Here is an 18,404-nt window from a genome sequence, read left to right as displayed (position 1 = left end):
CGAAAGTGAAATATTTTTAGACGTCATAGTTTTCGATTTAGAAGTTTAAATTTAAACCTAAACTAAATATACGTGGAACCGGATATCCTGAAATATCTACCCCTGAGGCAAGGTTTCCACCATCTCCTTCTCCATTGTTCTGCACACTGATCTCAGGGTTGGGCCCACCCCAATACTTGGTAAATATATGCACGTTTTGGATGGAACCATATATGCGGGCAGATTTGAAATACTTGTCCATTTTCGGGATGGTAAACCCTAAGGTAATATTTCGAATATTGAAGTAGGAGGCATCTGCCACAAAGCGGTCATTGATCCAATCCCTTTCTATACCGGTAACATTACCACCGCCTACAGTTGTTCCATAAAAGCCCCTACCGGGATTGTCAACGGATCTAAACCTGTATTTTACGTCTTTTAATAAATTGAATACCCCATCCAAGTTGGTTGTACTGTAGAGATGTCTAACCAACAGTTCATTGCCATAGGATCCAGTACCCACTACGGAAAAATCGAGGTTCCCGTAAGTGATGGTATTGGTAATACCGTAATTGAAATCAGGAAAGGGACTGCCCATAATGGCACGGTCGTCAAAATCCCCTCCATTTGTGATGATTCCATCACCATTAACATCCAATAATTTAATACTACCTACAGTGGAACGTCCAGGTACTTGGGGAGAGTTGTCCAAGTCTTGTTGGTTTAAATATACCCCATCGGATAAATGTCCGTAGAATTGACCAAAAGGTTTTCCTACCTGGGTAATATGCCATCCGCCCGGGCCATAGACCCTGTCAATTCCATCCGCCAAAGCTACTACCTCGTTTCTGTTGAACGATATATTGGCGTTGGTAGTCCATTGAAATTTACCGGTGGTATTAACGGTATTTATGCCAAATTCATGCCCCCAGAACTTTATCTCACCAATGTTATCACTGAAGTTGGTAAAACCGGATTCCCTTGGAACTTGCACATTGTATAGCAAATTGGTGGTGTTCTTGGTATAATAATCATATACGAGGGACACCCTGTCATTAAATAGGCTTAGATCCAATCCAATATCGAACTGTTTGGTGGTTTCCCACCCCAAATTGGAATTGGAGAGCGAGTTTACAGCCGACCCTGGTGCAAAATCATTGCCAAAAACCGCGTTCACAGTGTTGTCTATCAAGGCGTATTGGGTATAGTTACCTATATTGTTGTTCCCGGTAACACCATAACTTGCGCGCAGTTTAAGAAGTGAAATGGATTCCACATTTTCCAGAAAGGCCTCGTCCGAAGCAATCCAACCCGCAGAAACCGATGGAAAGGTACCCCATCTGTTATCGGATCCAAATCTGGACGACCCATCACTACGGATAGAGCCTGTCAATAAATATTTTCCTTTGTAGTTATAGGTAAGCCTGGAAAGAAAGGAGACTAAACTCCATTCCTGTACCTGATCATACGTACCATTTCTATTAATGTTTGCAGCTCCCTGGATATTGGGCAATCTATCATCTGCGAAATCACTGGCCTGGACCCTATTGCGGTCCAATCGATATTTCTGATAGGTAAAACCACCTAGGATGGAGAAAGTATGATCACCTACACTTTTGTTATAATTGACCGTGTTTTCGTTCAACCATGAAAAGGTGGTCTTTTTGTCCCAAACCGCCTCATTGTTGGTAGGAATAGGGCGATTGATGGCATAGGTGGCGTTGGTTGGACTGAAGTATTCATACTGTTCATTGTACAATTCAGCATTTAAACTGGATTTAATACTAAGCCCTTTTATAGGTTCGTATTCAATATAGGCATTGGACAAAAGATTGACCTCCTTGGTTCCGTCCTTAATCCTTTCGGCAGAATTGAGCCAGTTGGCATAGGAAAAGATGTTACCCGTATTTGCCGGAAAGCGATTGAATTCCGTTCTGGTCCCATCCTCATTGTAGATAGGCATAATGGGCCAAGTGTGCAAGGCGTTGAAAAGGAGTCCCGTTCCCCTGCTGCCATCTGTTCTTGGAATATTGTCCAAAATATAATTGGGGGCTATATTTACTCCAATCCGGACCTTATCCGATAGGCTGTAATCCAAATTTGCCCGTAATGAATATCGTTTGTAATCTGAACTTAGGACCACACCTTCCTGATCAAAGAAGCCTAGCACCACAGAGGTTCTCAATTTCTCCTTGTTGGAAGTGATGGTAAGGTTGTAATTGGTCATAGGGGCCGTTCTTAGCATTGCATCGTACCAATCATTGGTCTGGCCCTCATATTGTGAAGGGTTCTGGAAAATATCCGGCACTGGGCTGCCCTGATCTTCATAGTACTCTTTTTTAAATTGGGCGAATTCCACAGCATCCATCATTTCTATCCTTCCCCTATCGGGCACATTTTGCATACCTGTGGAAACATTGAAACTGATACTGGTTTCACCAGGTTTTCCATTTTTGGTAGTAATCAAGACAACACCATTGGCCGCCCTGGACCCATAAAGGGAAGTGGATGCGGCATCCTTTAAAATAGAGATGTCCTGGATTTCATCCGGATTAATATTGTTGATTCCACCAGAAATCGGGAATCCATCAACTACATACAGTGGGTCGCTTCCTCCGGAAACCGATAGTTGCCCACGTATACGAACCGACATGCCCTGCCCGGGTTTACCTGTGCTCTGGTTAATCTGGACCCCAGGAATCCTACCCTGTATTTTTTGGGTAATTTGGGAGACTGGAATATCGGCCAGTTCATCTGCCTGTATGGTAGACACCGAGCCTGTTACCTGTCTTTTAATTTGAGTACCATAGCCCACAACAACTACTTCGTCTAGAGCAGCGGCATCCTCGGCCATGGTTACGTTCAATTGGCTTTTTCCGTTAATAGGAATTTCTTGGGCGGTAAAACCTATGTAAGTGAAGACCAAAGTGCTGTTCGCACTGGGGGCTACAATACTGTAGTTACCATCAAAATCTGTTACGGTCCCTGTGGTGGTACCCTTTACAACCACATTAACTCCAGGCAAGCCCTGTGAATCGTCTGCAGATACTACTGTACCGCTTACCGTTACATTTTGTGCCTGCATTCCGATGCCAAACAGCAGAGTTAATAGGAATAGGAATTTCCGGAAAATCCTGTAAATTCTTTTTTTCATAATCTCGTAGTTTTTAGGTTAGTTAATTGTTAAACCCTCTAAAATTTAACAAAAATTTTGAGGTACTATCAAATTTAAAGGAGCAGTTCAATTTAACTGTCCTGTACTATGCTGCTTTAAGATGATTAATTTTGTAGTCGGCAAATAATATATAAATGTAGGTATATTTTGTACAGAATACATGGTTTTTTCTGACAATGTAGGTGGTATTTATGGGATATGGACTGGTAGAACTGGTGTTGGTGTAGGGGGTTGAAAATCAGTTTCTTCAACTTTTGATCTTGTTACGAAACGGTTACTGTGGGATTGATCCGATCCATAATCCAATTAAAGCTGGTTTGGGAAGGGATCTTAAGGGTGGTATTTTAAGTTGCCGTGGACCCTAAATGGAATTTCTGTCTATAAAATTAAATGGGTTTTTAATCTTTCCCTTTTCCTTGTTCAAAATCATACGGGATGCAGTCTCGCCCATTGCCTTAAAATCTGTGGAAATAACGGTAATGCCGAGCAACTCCTTAAGCGGGGTGTCGTTATAGGAGATTACCCCTATTTCAAGGCCCAAAATAAACTCCTTATCACGGATCTGATTTACCAAACTTACCAGGTCGGTTTCTTCAATGGTAATAAAGAGGTCGCCCTTTTTAAGGACGATGTCATCAAAAATTTCGTTTAGGACTTCGAAATCTATTTTGTGTTCCACGCAAAATTTACGAAAGCCTTGTAAAATTCTTCTGGGATAGGGGTAAACGGCATTTTCTGGATAGACCAGTATCATTTTTCCATATCGCGATATCTTGGCCAACCCCTCCTTTAAGGCATTATAGATGTCATTCTCAAAATCTTGGTATATTTCAATGGTATCCCCTGGAATTTCAAGATTGTTATTGTCCATCAAAATAAGTTTATTCTTGGGGATCCTATTGATGGCCTTAATGGCCTCATCCGTATAATTTATGTGTTTTAGGTCATCCGTCTTAAAATGGGGCATGATGATGTAATAATCATAAGCGTTGATATTTTTCTCTATTAAACTCACAAAAAGGGAGTTGTCGCAATGGTAAATATGTAGGTCGGTATGGGAATTGCCCCCTATGGTATTTATAAACGAATTGTAAATACGCATTTTATAGGCGCTCAACTTATTGATGAGAAAAAGAATGCTGACTTTGGATATGAGTTTAGTCCTAGTGATGTAATATCCTTTTCCCCTAATGGAGGTAATTATCTTACGTTCCTTGAGTATTTGATAGGCTTTTTCAACAGTGTCCCGAGAAAGTATGAACTCTTCGCTCAAGCTATTGATGGAAGGGATTTTGTCGTCGATCTTTAGATTTCCATTGGAAATATTATTGATTATGGAATCTACAATCTGCCTATATTTAGGGATTCTAGAATTGTCATCGATCTTTATGTATTGAAACATATCCATAAAACAGCAAATTTACGGCTAAGATTAACACGTTTAAGGCAAATTTGGTAATTATTGCGCTATAAACTTAATATTATTGGCAAACTTTAGCTCATTTGGTGGGCACAATAATGAAAAACTAAAAAAAAATATCACATGATGCAGTACAGTACAGGATGCAAACAGGAGGACTCTGTAATACTTTAGCGAATATATAATTTATGAAGCTATTAAAAATGAATGATTCCGCAAAGAATTTTAAATATGTTAATTATCTCTGGGAAGAGAGCAAGGTAGAGGCGCTAGGTGATGATCAGGTAGAACTGTTTCTTTACAGGTCGAATATTTTAGGGGCCGATCTTCGAATTACCAATTATGGAGGGGGAAACACCAGTTGTAAGACCATTGAAAAGGATCCATTGACCAATGAAGAGGTAGAAGTAATGTGGATCAAGGGTTCCGGAGGGGATATAGGTACCTTGAACAAGGCAGGTATCGCCGGACTGTATACAGAACGATTGAGAAACCTGAAAAACGTTTATGGAGGGCTTGCGGATGAGGACCGGATGGTAGGGCTGTTTGAACATTGTATCTACGATCTGGAAAGTAAGGCTCCGTCCATAGATACACCTTTGCACGGCCTACTTCCCTTTAAACATATAGATCATTTGCATCCCGATGCTTTAATAGCGGTAGCTGCGGCCAAGGATAGTGAAAAGGTCACCAAAGAGATCTGGGGAGATACCATGGGATGGGTGCCATGGCAAAGGCCAGGATTTGATCTAGGGCTGCAATTGGAAAAATGTTTGAACGACAATCCCGGTATTAGGGGAATTGTTTTGGGCAGTCATGGACTTTTCACCTGGGGGGATACCTCTTATGAATGTTATATGAACAGCTTGGAGGTCATAGAATCGGCCTCTGCGTATATTGCCAAGAAAATAGAAGAGAAGGGCAGCGTTTTTGGAGGACAGAAAGTTAAAAGTCTGCCGCAAAAGGAACGAGCAGAAAAGGCCTCTCAAATAATGCCGCTGCTCCGAGGACTTTGTTCTTCCGAAAATAGGATGATAGGACATTTTACGGACAGTGATGTGGTGTTGGAGTATATCAATAGCAAGGATTTGGCGCGTTTGGCCCCAATGGGCACTTCCTGTCCCGATCACTTTCTAAGAACAAAAATACAGCCCTTGGTATTGGGTCTGGATCCCAAGGAGGATCTGGACGATACCAAAGCTGTATTGAAAAAATTGGAACCGGCCTTTGAGGCCTACAGACAAGAGTATAAAGACTATTATGAAACCTGTAAAAGGGACAATAGTCCGGCAATGCGCGACCCCAACCCAGTGATTATCATCTACCCGGGTATCGGGATGTTCAGTTTTGCAAAGAACAAACAGACCACTAGGGTGGCCAGTGAGTTCTACATCAATGCAATTAACGTAATGAAGGGCGCTGAGGCCATAACGGAGTATACATCTTTGCCCAGACAGGAAGCCTTCGATATTGAATATTGGTTGCTGGAGGAGGCCAAATTACAGCGTATGCCGAAAGAACAGCCATTATCCAGAAAAGTAGCCTTGGTTACCGGAGCAGGTGGTGGTATAGGCAAGGCCATTGCCGATAAATTGGCAATGGAAGGTGCCAATGTGGTATTGACGGACATAGCCGAAGACCGATTGCAAGAGGCCGTAGGCACTTATAGACCGGATACGGCCAGTTATGCCGTTTGCGATGTTACCAAAAGTGAATCTATCCAGGAAGCATATAAGAAAGCATGTTTGGAGTTTGGAGGGGTGGACATAGTGGTACATAGCGCGGGACTTGCCATTTCCAAGCCTTTGGAGGAGACTACCGAAAAGGATTGGGACATTTTACAGAATGTTTTGGTGAAAGGGCAGTTTGAACTTGCCAAACAGGCCGTTGCCATATTGCGCAAACAAGGTTTGGGAGGAGATTTTATTAGTATTGCCAGCAAGAACGGTCTTGTGGCAGGTCCGAACAATGTGGGCTACGGAACCGCCAAGGCGGCACAGCAACATATGGCCCGCTTGTTGGCCGCCGAACTGGCCGCGGATAAGATCCGTGTCAACACCGTGAACCCTGATGGGGTCATCGTGGGCAGTAAGATATGGGAAGGCGATTGGGCCGAAGGAAGGGCCAAGGCCTACGGAATTACAGTGGACGAACTTCCGGCACATTACGCCAAAAGAAATTTATTGAACGAGATTATTTATCCAAAGGATATTGCCAACGGTGTTTTTGCCTGTGTTGCCATTTTGGATAAGACCACGGGCAATATAATAAATGTTGATGGAGGTATGGCCAACGCATTTGTAAGATAATTAGTAAGTTAGTTGAGTTAGTTTTTTAGGGCCTGTCAGGTAATGTACCAATTCCTGACAGGTCTAACTCTAATTGGAAATATTATGGGATTGGATAAAGCAAGAATACAGGAAAGGAACCAAAAGGATTTAAGTGCGCACCGGGAAAAGTTCGATTTTTTGTCGAATGTCCTGGTAAAGGACGGTTGTAATGTACCCGATATCATCAATAAATTGGCCGAATTCCAAGTGGCAATTCCCAGTTGGGCCCTAGGCGCAGGTGGAACCAGATTTGGTAGGTTTTCCTTTCAGGGGGAACCGTCCAGTCTGGAACAAAAAATAGAGGACGTTGGTATTTTGCACGCCCTTACCCGAACGGCCGGTGCCATCTCCCTGCACATTCCCTGGGACATACCACAGGATTATGAAGCCATAAAGCAGTTGGCGGCCTCGCACAATATCGTTTTTGATGCGGTAAACTCCAACACCTTTCAGGATCAAAATAATGCCAAGGAAAGTTATAGGTTCGGTTCGTTGAGCAATAGGGAAAAGGCCATCAGGGACCAGGCGGTCCAGCACAATTTGGAGGTCATCGAAATAGGCAACAGGCTGGGCTCCAATAGTCTTACGGTCTGGTTGGCCGATGGGTCCAATTTTCCGGGACAGAACAATTTTCAGCAGGCATTGCAAAATACCCAGGACAGTCTTAAGCACATCTACGGTGCCTTGCCGGAGGACTGGAAGCTGTTCATTGAATACAAGCCCTATGAGCCAAACTTCTACAGTACGGTAATCCAGGATTGGGGAACTTCGTTTATGTTGGCCAACGAATGTGGGGAAAAGGCGTATACCCTGGTAGATCTGGGGCACCATTTGCCCAATACCAATATTGAACAGATCGTAGCCACCCTGATGATGAAGGGCAAACTGGGCGGATTTCACTTTAATGACAGTAAATACGGGGACGATGATATTACCGTAGGGAGCATAAAACCTTACGCGCTCTTTTTAATTTTTAACGAATTGGTGTACGGGATGGAGAATAACCCCCAAAATCCATACCCGGCATGGATGATCGATGCCAGCCATAACATCAAAGATCCCCTGGAGGATTTGATCCAGTCCCTGGAAGCCATCCAGGAAGCTTATGCCAAGGCGCTTTTAATAGATCAGGCCCAATTGAGGACGGCACAAATGGAGAACGACGTAGTTCGCTGCCAGGAGATCCTTCAGAATGCCTATCGCACGGATGTAAGGCCTTTGTTGCAGGAGGCTAGGCGCAAGGGTGGGGGAGCCCTCTCTCCCTTGGATGCCTATCGTTCGCTTGAGGTCAGGGAAAATTTGATCAGGGTAAGGGGCAGGAACAGCAAAGCTTCGGGATTATAAAACCATCCAATGAAAGAGAAGGTAACGGCAGTATTCGATATAGGCAAGACCAATAAAAAATTCTTTCTATTCGATCAGGATTTTCAGGAAGTGTACAGGGAATATACGCGATTTGAGAATATTTATGATGAGGATGGCTACCCTACAGAAGATCTGGAGCAATTAAAAAAATGGCTGAAGGAGGTGTTTGACAGGATTTTGGAGGCTCAAAAATACGATATAACTTCCATCAACTTTTCAACCTATGGTGCCAGTTTGGTACACTTGGACGAAAATGATGAGGTGCTAACACCACTTTATAATTATACCAAGGAGATTCCTCAGGAAATTATAACCTCATTTTATAATAAATATGGACCCGAACGGGATTTTGCCATAGTTACAGGTTCCCCGGTTTCAGGATTATTGAATTCTGGGATTCAACTGTACTGGCTGAAGTATACAAAACCCGAAATTTTTAAAAGAATAAAATATTCCTTGCACTTGCCCCAATATATAAGTTTTGTCTTTACGGGTATCCCAGTATGTGAATATACCAGCATAGGCTGCCATACGGCATTATGGGATTATACCAAAAAGGATTATCACCATTGGGTCTATAATGAGGGGATAAACAAAATATTGCCACGGATAGTTTCTACCGAGACCAGTATTAATATGAACTATAATGGCAAACGTATTAAGATTGGTGTAGGGATACATGATAGCTCTGCCGCACTACTGCCCTATATCCGCAGTGTAAGAAAAAAGTTCATATTGGTATCCACAGGGACCTGGAGTATAGCCATGAACCCATTTTCGGAAGAAGTGCTGACAGATTCTGATATTGATAAAAAATGCATCAATTATATGAGGATCAACGGTAAGGCGGTCAAGGCTTCAAGCTTGTTCCTTGGCAATGAATATAAGGAACAAGTTAAAAGACTTTCCGAGCATTTTAAGGTTTCCAACGAATACCATAAAACCATTCGGTTCAACCATGACATCTATTTGGAGATTGTCAGGGATTTTGAATATATGTACCGATGGGTTAGTTTTAGTGATGAAAGGATGCCAGAGTCCACTAGAATTCCTTACGACCAGTTTGAACATGCCTATCACCAATTAATGGTGGAGTTGGTGTTGTTACAGGTAGAGAGTATAAAAATGGTGAATGGGAAAGATAACATCGAGAAGTTATATATTGATGGAGGTTTTTCGGATAACGACGTTTATATTCAACTTATATCTCACTATCTAAGAAACATGAAACTAAGTACCACGGATTCCTCCCTGGGATCTGCCCTTGGTGCGGCACTGTGTATATCGGATGTAAGACTGAACTCCAAATTCCTTAAAAAGAATTATGCATTAAAGAAACATGTGCCATTCATTATACAATAATCATGAATACCAAACCATAAAAAAAATGAACGTGCCCAGTTTTAGACCCTAAGCGACCAATAATAATTAAATGTTTAGCTGTACACTATAACCCAAAATAATAACCAACCATTATGAGCCAATTCAACATAGAAGAAGAGATAGAAGATATAGCAGGTGGGGAATTTGAACGTGTACCCGTGCCCACCTCCAAATTAAAAAGCTGGAAGAGTTTTCTTGGGATGTATGCCGGGGAACACGCTGCAGGTACCGAATTTGTAATTGGCCCTTTGTTTTTGACAACGGGGGTAAGTGCCTTTGATCTAATTGTTGGCCTGCTATTAGGGAATTTATTGGCTGTGTTAAGCTGGCGGTTCCTAACGGCGGAAATTGCCGTAAAATATAGATTGACCTTGTATTATCAACTAGAAAAGATCTGCGGAAAAAATTTGGTTACCGGCTATAATTTGGCCAATGGAGTGCTCTTTTGTTTTTTGGCAGGTTCCATGATTACGGTTTCGGCCACGGCGGTGGGGATTCCCTTTAATATGGAAATGCCCAAGCTTACCGATACCATGCCCAACGGCATGACCTGGATTATTATTGTTATTGCCCTTGGAGTAGTAATCTCTTTGATAGCATCCAAAGGCTATGAAACCGTATCCAAAGCGGCGAACTGGATGTCCCCTGTAATAGTGTTGGCCTTTTTGGCCTGTGGCATTGTGGCTCTTAATCAATTGGGGGTAGGCAGTCTATCGGAATTTTGGAATATATGGGGCGAAGGTTCGGAACCTTTTCCCGGACAGATCAAATATACCTTCTGGCATGTTGTTATTTGGTCCTGGTTTGCCAATGCGGCCATGCACGTAGGAATGTCCGATTTATCGGTATTCCGATTTGCCAAAAAGGCAAGTAGTGGATGGACCACGGCAGCGGGAATGTATGTAGGACATTATATGGCCTGGATAGCGGCAGCACTGTTGTATGCCGTTTATTTAAAATCACCGGAAGCCCAAGGACTTCTTTCAAACGGGGAGGCACCCACGGTAGCCCCGGGACCTTTGGCGTACAATGCCATAGGTATCTTTGGAATAATTGCCGTGGTTTTGGCCGGGTGGACCACTGCCAACCCAACAATATATAGGGCAGGATTGGCCTTTCAGGCCATAGTACCCAAATTATCCACTTTTTGGGTTACCATAATTGCCGGGACCTTGGCCACAGTAGCTGGTCTATTTCCGGCCTTTGCCATGAAATTACTTGGCTTTGTAGCCCTATATGGTTTTATTTTGGCGCCTTTCGGTGCTATAATAGTGTTCGAACATTTTTTCCATAAGCAGGCGGGTATCGTTAAGAATTACGCCGAGGTGGCAAATTTAAAATTTAATAAGGCGGTGTTTTTCGCATGGGCCATCAGCTTTGGATTGTTCTATTTCATATCCGTTCAATTCGATGTATTCCTATCCTTTGTTACCTTGCCGGCCTGGCTCCTTTGTGGTGTGCTGTTTTTGGTATTTAGCAAAAGGATTCAAAAGAGTTCAAAATAGGTTATAGGGGAGTCCCAATAACTTGGAGTGTGGTCTTTGTTATAAGGAAACGCATGTAATCCCCCTGATAAAGGGCATTAGCTAGCCATTGGATTTATTGACTATAACAATTTTAAAGGCCAAACTAATCGGTTCCGGGACACTTGGTGTAGGTAGGCCATATACAAAAACACCCTTGGTTAAGTGTGCTATTTGGCACACTTAACCAAGGGTTCTACTATGGTTTCTTAATTATTTCCGAAGCTCCCGATAGTTTTAATTTATTGATAACGGGACTTCCCTTATATCTTAATTTACTGGCACCTGATGCGTCGATATCGATGGTTTCGGTTACCGAAAGATAGGCATCACTTGCTCCGGATAATCGGATGTCCAATGCCTTGGACACTAGGTCGTAATTCTTAAGTGTGCTGGCCCCAGATAGGGAAGCCTCCAATTTGTCAACTTGCCCAAAAATGTCTATATGTGCGGCCCCCCCTGCTTCCAGTTCCAAATGCTCCAAATCCAACTCCCCGGTAAATTCGGAAGCTCCCGTAAGTTCAATGGAGACGTCGGACGCTACCAATTCAGAATCCAGGATTACTTTGGAAGCACCTGATAATTCAAAATCTGTAATCCTTTTGGTAATAATGTATGCATTCAAGGTTGGATTTCCCCTTATACTTGTGTGGTTCTTCACCTTAATGCGCAGGGTGCCTCCAACCATTTCAACTATGATCTTATCATGTAGATTTTCATTGGCCTCAATTTCTATCTTTTCTTCCGTATCTGAAAATTGGACATAGGTGCGAAACGCATCCGAGACATCCAAAGCGGAATACCCCGTTAAATTTACCTCCCTAGTGGTAATATCTCCCCTTACCCTAATAATTTCATGGTCACAGGATGAAATAAGACAGCATAATAAAATAAGACTTATGTAAAAAGATTTTGTTTTCATTTACTCAAGATTTTATGATTGATGTTTTAAAGACAACGGAACTGTCAAAAGGTTGCATTTTTTTAAATATTTATTTCTTCCATCCCAATGGAATTCCGAACTATAGTTATGCTCTAAATAGAAAAATATTGGAACAATTGTTCCAGTGGGCCATTCATTGGTTAAAACTATCCACTTCTTGTTGATGCTGTTCCTTACTTTGGAATCAATTTTACCAATATGGGGAGGTGACCATATAAAAAAAATCAAGGCAATGCGTTAACATTGCCTTGAAAGTAATTTTAAGATAACCGGTCAAAAAACAAATTGTTCTTTGGCAGATGTGCCCATTAAGGCTTGTTGTCCCATGTGGTGCCTTTACTGAACCAATCTGACTGGCCAATTGCTTTCACATTCGGGTTCTTTTCAATTTCATCCAGTGGATAAGGGAATCTTCTTGGAAAGGTTACGGTATTATATACATTTTCAATCATATAGTCAAAGTCAAATTCTGGATACCCGGTCCTGATAAAATCGAAATAGGATTCGTTGGTCCTAAAAACGTTGGAAATGTATTTTTGTTCTATAATTAACTTCTGGGCATCTTCTTCATTGGTTGGCATAGTCAAGGAAGGTTGAGCTAGAAAGGTAGCAATATCTACTTCGCTTACCCCTACATAGGTCATTTCGGCACTGGCGCCATTTTTCATGGCAGTCTCTGCCAAAGCCCATTCCCCTTTTAAGGCATATGCCTCGGCTTTAAGAAATTGTGTCTCCGAATATAGCATGATATAATCTGGATAGGATTTGGACAGATAGGTAAATTTATAATGACTGGGGGTTTTGCCGGTCTCCACTGGGGGTCCTGCCCTATGCCCTACAAAACCAGTGGGGTCCTCCTCGGAGAAAGTGAACATAATCTCTCTTCTTGGGTCGTTATAGAAGTTCATTTTATCTATCAGAAAGTTTCCTGGGGTTAAGCCAAATCCCCCAGAATAGGCCCTGTTCATATAATCATTTATAATATTGGCATTTGCCAGGTCATCCAAATGTTGCCAAGCTACAATATCATCATTTGAAGTCATACCGTTCTCTAGATAGGACAATACCATATCTGCCTGTGCTGTTTTGGTAGTATTGGGTGAATAAGCAAGTCGCATTGCTTGTCGTGCCATTAAGGAATAGGCAAACTTGGACCATTTGGAAATATCGCCCTGTAGCATATAATCGTCAGTGCCTGGTGATTTTTCCCCGGCACTGCCTTGGAATAGACCAATAGCTTCATTCAAAAGGCCATTGGCATGGGCATATAACTCTTCTTGTGACGCCAAGGTTGGTTGAAGTTCCTCCAAGCCCAATAGTGCATCGTCAAGGGGGGCCATGTCATAGACATCTGCAATATAGAACCAATGGGATGCTGCAATAACACCTGCAATTCCCTGATAATGGTTATTGCCATTTTCCTTGGCTTTGTCGTAAAGTTGCATAGCGTGCTTTAGGGAACCTGCGTATGAATTCCACACTTCATTGCCAAAACCTGGGCCAATGTTCATATCGGCCGAAGTAGATCCTTCAATGGCATGCCAAGATAACCATGAGGGAAATCCGCTCCAAGTTTCAAATTTGGCATTCATAGTCGTAAACCATTCGGCCTCAACGCCTATAAGCATGATATCTTCAGTAATTGCGGGCCCATCTGTAATACTGTTCGGGTCAATATCCACATCTATCCAGTTATCACAGCTTGTTGTAAAGAGTGCGGAGACAAATATTAAAATAAGACATTTGTATAAACTTTTCATGTTATGTGTTTTTAGAATTTAGCAGTCAATGTAAGTGAATAGGTTTTAGTGGTTGGAAGACTATACCCCAGATATCCATTGCCATTATTAATGCCATCAGTATTTATTTCAGGATCGGCACCCTCAAAGTCGTCGTTGAATTTTCTCCATAGGTTTCTGCCGGAAAAGGCAACCTCCAGCCCCTGTAAAAAGGTTTTTGAAAGAAATTCATGGGGTATTTTATAGGACAGTTGTACCTCCCTTAATTTAATATAGTCCTTAGGCATTATGTTCTCTTCCATAACCCCTTGGGTCACTGTTTGATAATAGAGGTCATACCTGGTGGGTTGTGCCGTTTCATTGGTTATCACCACCTGTTGGTTTGCAAAATCGTAGTGTCCCATAACCCCGTCAAATGTGGTCATATTATTGGCGGGTCTATTTTCTTGATGCTTGGCCATGCCATAATAGGTAAGGTAATGATCGTTAAGATTAAACAGATAGCCACCCTTGCTTACATCAAGTTGGGCGGTCAATGCAAAATTTTTGTATTTGACGGTATTCCTTAAACTACCCATCCAATCTGGAGATGTTTTACCAAAAACCTTGTTTTGGGTATTGTCGGCCATTGGTCGGCCGAATCCAGTACCAGCAGTATCATCTAGTACCAATCTACCTTGGTCATCACGTAAAAAACCGGTGCCATAAAGAACGGGATAGGGTTGTCCTACAATGGCCGTTCCATAGGAGCCTAGATCAATAGGTTCGTCGTTGGTACCAAGTTTGTCTACCATGGAATCGTCCGTGGACCAGTTTATGCTAATATCCCATGAAAAATTTTCTGTTGAAACAGGCGTTCCATATACTCCTACTTCAAACCCCTTATGGGTGATACCTCCAATGTTCACATCACCATAGGTATATCCTGTAGAAGGAAGAAATTGTTCACTGAGAATCTGATTCTCGCTCCAGTTGTGATAATAGGAGAAATCGAGACCTAATCTGTCCATAAAAAATTTCAGCTCGGCCCCGAGTTCAACCTCACTTTTAAACTCATTGCTTAGTCCCTCATTCGGAATTTTATTGGTTGACAGATAGCTTCTTTGTCCGTTAAATGGCCATGTTACCCCATTTACGGTACCACCTCCACTGCCTGCTTCGGCCAATACCGTATTTCTTGCATACGCAGATGCAGGAGATCCCACTTTGGCATAACTAGCCCTAATTTTACCAAATGAGAGTGTATTATTTTTGGGCAGTAACTCGCTAAAGACAAAACCTAAGCTATGACTGGGGTAAAAGAAGCTGTTGGCCACACTGGAGGCCCAATCATTTCTTCCAGTTACCGTGTAATATAAATATCTTTTAAACCCAATCATCACCTGACCGAACAAAGAATAGGATCTATAAGTGTTTTTAAAATCAAAGGCTTCATAACTACTTACATTGGTGCTGTTATAGATTCCCGGAATGATCAAGCCGTTACCATCATATTCCGCTCCCCTCCATTTGTTTTCAACTATATTATGTCCTACCAGTGCATTTAGGCTGAAATCGCCAAAATTGTCGTCATAGGTAAGGGTTTCTGTGGATTCCAAATCCCTATTAAAATGCTCCCAGGAACTATAGCTACCTTCAACCGACGAATAACCACCTTTGTTCGAGGATGATTCGTTGCGGGCACTTGTTGTACTTATTCCCGTTACGGATCTAAACTTTAATTTTGGAATAATTTCGTATTCGATCGTGATCGTGGATGCAAAGCGATCCCTGATATTGTTCTCGCCAGAATTATCAAGAACCCACAGATACGGATCTCGAGATCCACCCCGATATGAACGCAACTTACCGGTTTCATCATATATTGGATATGGATTCCAAGTATTGGGGCCGGCCAGTACGGTATTCATAAACGATGAATTGTCACTACTCTCCGCCAAGCGATTGGCATTCTGCTTGGAATACATGATATTGGACGATATGGTCAGTTTAGGGGTAAACCTAAAGGAAGTATTGGCATTTAACGTATTTCGCTTAAAATCTAGTGGGTCAAGAATCCCATTATTGCTTAGATTGCCATAACTTACAAAATATGATGCATCCGCGGTTCCTCCCGAAACACTTAAATTGGTCTCATTGGTAATACCGGTTTTGAATACGTCCCATCGGTCATAATATTGGGCTTCTGGGGTTTCCGCTATTTTTGGACCCCAGCTTGTAGAGGTAAATGAAGTTACCCCATCTATGTAGGTCCAATCACCGGCACCTGCGTCCCAATACCCTTGTGACCATTTTTTTTGTAATGGAATCTCATGTATTTCATCAAAACTGGTGGAATTGGAAAGGGTAATTACCGGTTTGGAGTTGAACGATCCCGACTTTAAAGTAATAAGGATAACTCCGTTGGCGGCTTGGCTGCCATAAAGTGCGGAGGCCGCTGCACCTTTAAGTACGCTTAAGTTTTCTATGGCATTGGGGTCGATGTCGGCCAATCCGGAAGATCCGCTTCCATTGGCAGCATCAAAAGGTACGCCATTGACCACAATTAGTGGCTGGTTACTGCCGGTAATGGATGAACCGCCACGTATAACAATTCTGGTACCACTGCCAGGTTGGCTAGAGGTACTGGATATATTTACTCCCGGAACTTTTCCGCTTAAGGAGTTTACAAAGTTGTTGGTGGCTTTTACCGCGGCAATCTCTTCGGCATCAACTTGGGCAGTAGCATAACCTAGGGCCCTTTTGTCACTCTTGATTCCTAAAGCGGTTACTACGACCTCGTCCAACTCCGATACATCTTCCTGTAACACTATGGAGATCTCGGTCTGATTGCCCACTGCTACTTCTTGGGTGGCAAATCCGAGGTAGGAAAATACCAAAACATCCCCAGAAGAAGCCCGCAAGGTAAAGTTTCCATCAAAATCCGCAGAGGTTCCTGTAGTAGTGCCTTTAATGATAATACTGACTCCGGGAATGGGTTGGTCCAAATTGTCGGTTACCGTACCTGTAATCTGCTTGTCCTGGGCAATAACGTTATTAATTACAAAGAGCAGGCCTGCCCAGAAAAGGAGTCTTTGTGTAAATGTCTTTCTTTTCAGTTTTGTATTCATGGTCATTACGGTTTGATTAAATTATTACAGGTGTTTCCTTTTCACCTGTTACCAAGACCAAGTTAATTATAAAGTGAACTATTCCTAAGGGAATTTACTTAACACAGTAAAATATGCAAATAATTTGTTAAAATACAATCATAATTATGTATGTATAGCGGAATTTCATTAAAGAATCTCCATTTTAAAACACTTTAAATGTCGTCATATTCCCAATTAACGATTTTTAATCAAAAAGGAAAGTTAGGATTATATGGAGTCAGGACCTTATAACCATTGACCTATAAGTTGAGTTGATGATTTCTTGGCGATGTAGGAAAAAAGATTTATCAGGGTTGGACCAATTCGTTAAAAATAGTTTGCCAACTGGTGCAGCTGTGAAATTCCAAAGGGTCCATTACATTTTTTTTATGGAATTATGTTAATATACGCTAGATATTGGGTAACATTATTTAGTGCTTTCTATTCAATTTTTTTTACTTTAGGGTAAACTTATTATATATGAAAGTGTTTCCATATCAAATTCTTAGGTCAAAGGATGAGAATATTTTTGTTAAGATAGATAGGGGTGATATTTTTTATGATAAGCTACATCAACACGAGGAAATACAGATTGCCCAGATTGTCAAGGGAGAAGGGCAACTGTTGATGTCGGAGACAGTTAGCTCTTATCGCCCAGGAGATATATTTGTTATAGGCGGGAATAGTCCCCATCTTTTTCAGAGTTTGGAACGGCAGGAGGATTCTTCCCACATGATTTCGGTGTTTTTTACCAAAAAGAGTTTTGGGGATAATTTTTTCAATATTTCCCAACTCCAACAAATTGGGAACTTTTTTGAAAAATCCAAAGCGGGTTTCAAACTAAAAAGGAGGACGCCCACTGTTGACAAAATAATGCAACGAATGCCTGAGGTAGATAAATTTTCGCAGTTTCTACTTTTTCTAAAACTTTTAAAGATATTAAGTAGTTCCGAGTCCGAGTTGCTAACGGATTATGAGTATGGTCAAAATATCTCAACCAATGACAGTAATCGTTTAAAGGTGATAATCGATTATGTTATGGACAATTTTCACAATGATATTACCCTTGAAAAAATCGCTGATCTGGCTTGTATAACCCCTAATGCCTTCTGTCATTTTTTTAAACAGCGGACCGACAAGACATTTTTTCAATTTTTGATCGAAATAAGAATAGAGCATGCCTGTCACTTAATCATTAAGGACCATGATCTGACCATGGCGGATATATCTGCAAGGTCGGGCTTTAAATCAATTTCAAATTTCAACCGTAAATTCAAGGAATTAAAAGGAATGACCCCTTCTCAATACTACCGGAAGAAGAATAGGACCATGGCTGGATCATATTAAAACCTCAATATCCACTGGACTCCCATAGTGGCCACATATGGCTGGGGCAAAGAGCCAATAGTATGTGGG

General features: G+C 41.8%; 10 protein-coding genes. 5 read left to right on the top strand and 5 right to left on the bottom strand.

Annotated elements, in window-relative coordinates:
- Positions 1-37: 37 nt before the first annotated feature.
- Together C7972_RS16680 and C7972_RS16675 are read right to left on the bottom strand one after the other, a co-directional pair.
- On the bottom strand, positions 38-3,133 hold the full coding sequence (locus C7972_RS16680) for a TonB-dependent receptor (protein ID WP_110357311.1): 3,096 nt from the start codon (positions 3,131-3,133) through the stop codon (positions 38-40).
- Positions 3,134-3,515: 382 nt separating this feature from the next.
- Positions 3,516-4,556, bottom strand: coding sequence for a GntR family transcriptional regulator (locus C7972_RS16675; RefSeq protein WP_110357361.1), 1,041 nt, complete (start codon positions 4,554-4,556; stop codon positions 3,516-3,518).
- Positions 4,557-4,762: 206 nt separating this feature from the next.
- On the opposite strand from C7972_RS16675, the gene C7972_RS16670 reads away from it, so the two are divergent.
- The 4 genes from C7972_RS16670 (at position 4,763) to C7972_RS16655 (ending at position 11,157) form a co-directional block, all read left to right on the top strand.
- Complete coding sequence (locus tag C7972_RS16670; RefSeq protein ID WP_375334790.1) at positions 4,763-6,883, top strand: bifunctional aldolase/short-chain dehydrogenase; 2,121 nt, start codon at positions 4,763-4,765, stop codon at positions 6,881-6,883.
- 84 nt (positions 6,884-6,967) lie between these two features.
- A complete protein-coding gene (locus C7972_RS16665) occupies positions 6,968-8,248 on the top strand; it encodes a TIM barrel protein (RefSeq protein WP_110357309.1) in 1,281 nt (426 codons plus the stop codon).
- Positions 8,249-8,257: 9 nt separating this feature from the next.
- Complete coding sequence (locus C7972_RS16660) at positions 8,258-9,631, top strand: FGGY-family carbohydrate kinase (protein WP_110357308.1); 1,374 nt, start codon at positions 8,258-8,260, stop codon at positions 9,629-9,631.
- A 113-nt stretch (positions 9,632-9,744) separates the two neighbouring features.
- Positions 9,745-11,157, top strand: a complete 1,413-nt coding sequence (locus C7972_RS16655) for a cytosine permease (protein ID WP_110357307.1) — start codon at positions 9,745-9,747, stop codon at positions 11,155-11,157.
- Positions 11,158-11,374: 217 nt separating this feature from the next.
- On the opposite strand, the gene C7972_RS16650 is transcribed toward C7972_RS16655, so the two are convergent.
- The 3 genes from C7972_RS16650 to C7972_RS16635 form a co-directional block, all read right to left on the bottom strand.
- Entirely contained in the window at positions 11,375-12,097 is a 723-nt protein-coding gene (locus C7972_RS16650; protein ID WP_110357306.1) for a head GIN domain-containing protein, read from the bottom strand.
- 329 nt (positions 12,098-12,426) lie between these two features.
- Positions 12,427-13,878: a SusD/RagB family nutrient-binding outer membrane lipoprotein gene (locus C7972_RS16640; RefSeq protein ID WP_110357304.1), complete on the bottom strand. Its 1,452-nt coding sequence runs from the start codon at positions 13,876-13,878 to the stop codon at positions 12,427-12,429.
- A gap of 11 nt (positions 13,879-13,889) precedes the next feature.
- Positions 13,890-16,967, bottom strand: a complete 3,078-nt coding sequence (locus C7972_RS16635) for a SusC/RagA family TonB-linked outer membrane protein (protein WP_181422921.1) — start codon at positions 16,965-16,967, stop codon at positions 13,890-13,892.
- A gap of 501 nt (positions 16,968-17,468) precedes the next feature.
- Here C7972_RS16635 and C7972_RS16630 point away from each other — a divergent pair.
- Positions 17,469-18,335, top strand: a complete 867-nt coding sequence (locus C7972_RS16630; RefSeq protein WP_110357302.1) for an AraC family transcriptional regulator — start codon at positions 17,469-17,471, stop codon at positions 18,333-18,335.
- Positions 18,336-18,404 lie beyond the last annotated feature (69 nt).

This window comes from Arenibacter sp. ARW7G5Y1, assembly GCF_003201775.1.
GTDB lineage: Bacteria > Bacteroidota > Bacteroidia > Flavobacteriales > Flavobacteriaceae > Arenibacter.
Note: the sequence above shows the minus strand (reverse complement) of the source record. Positions and strands in the feature narration are given on the sequence as shown.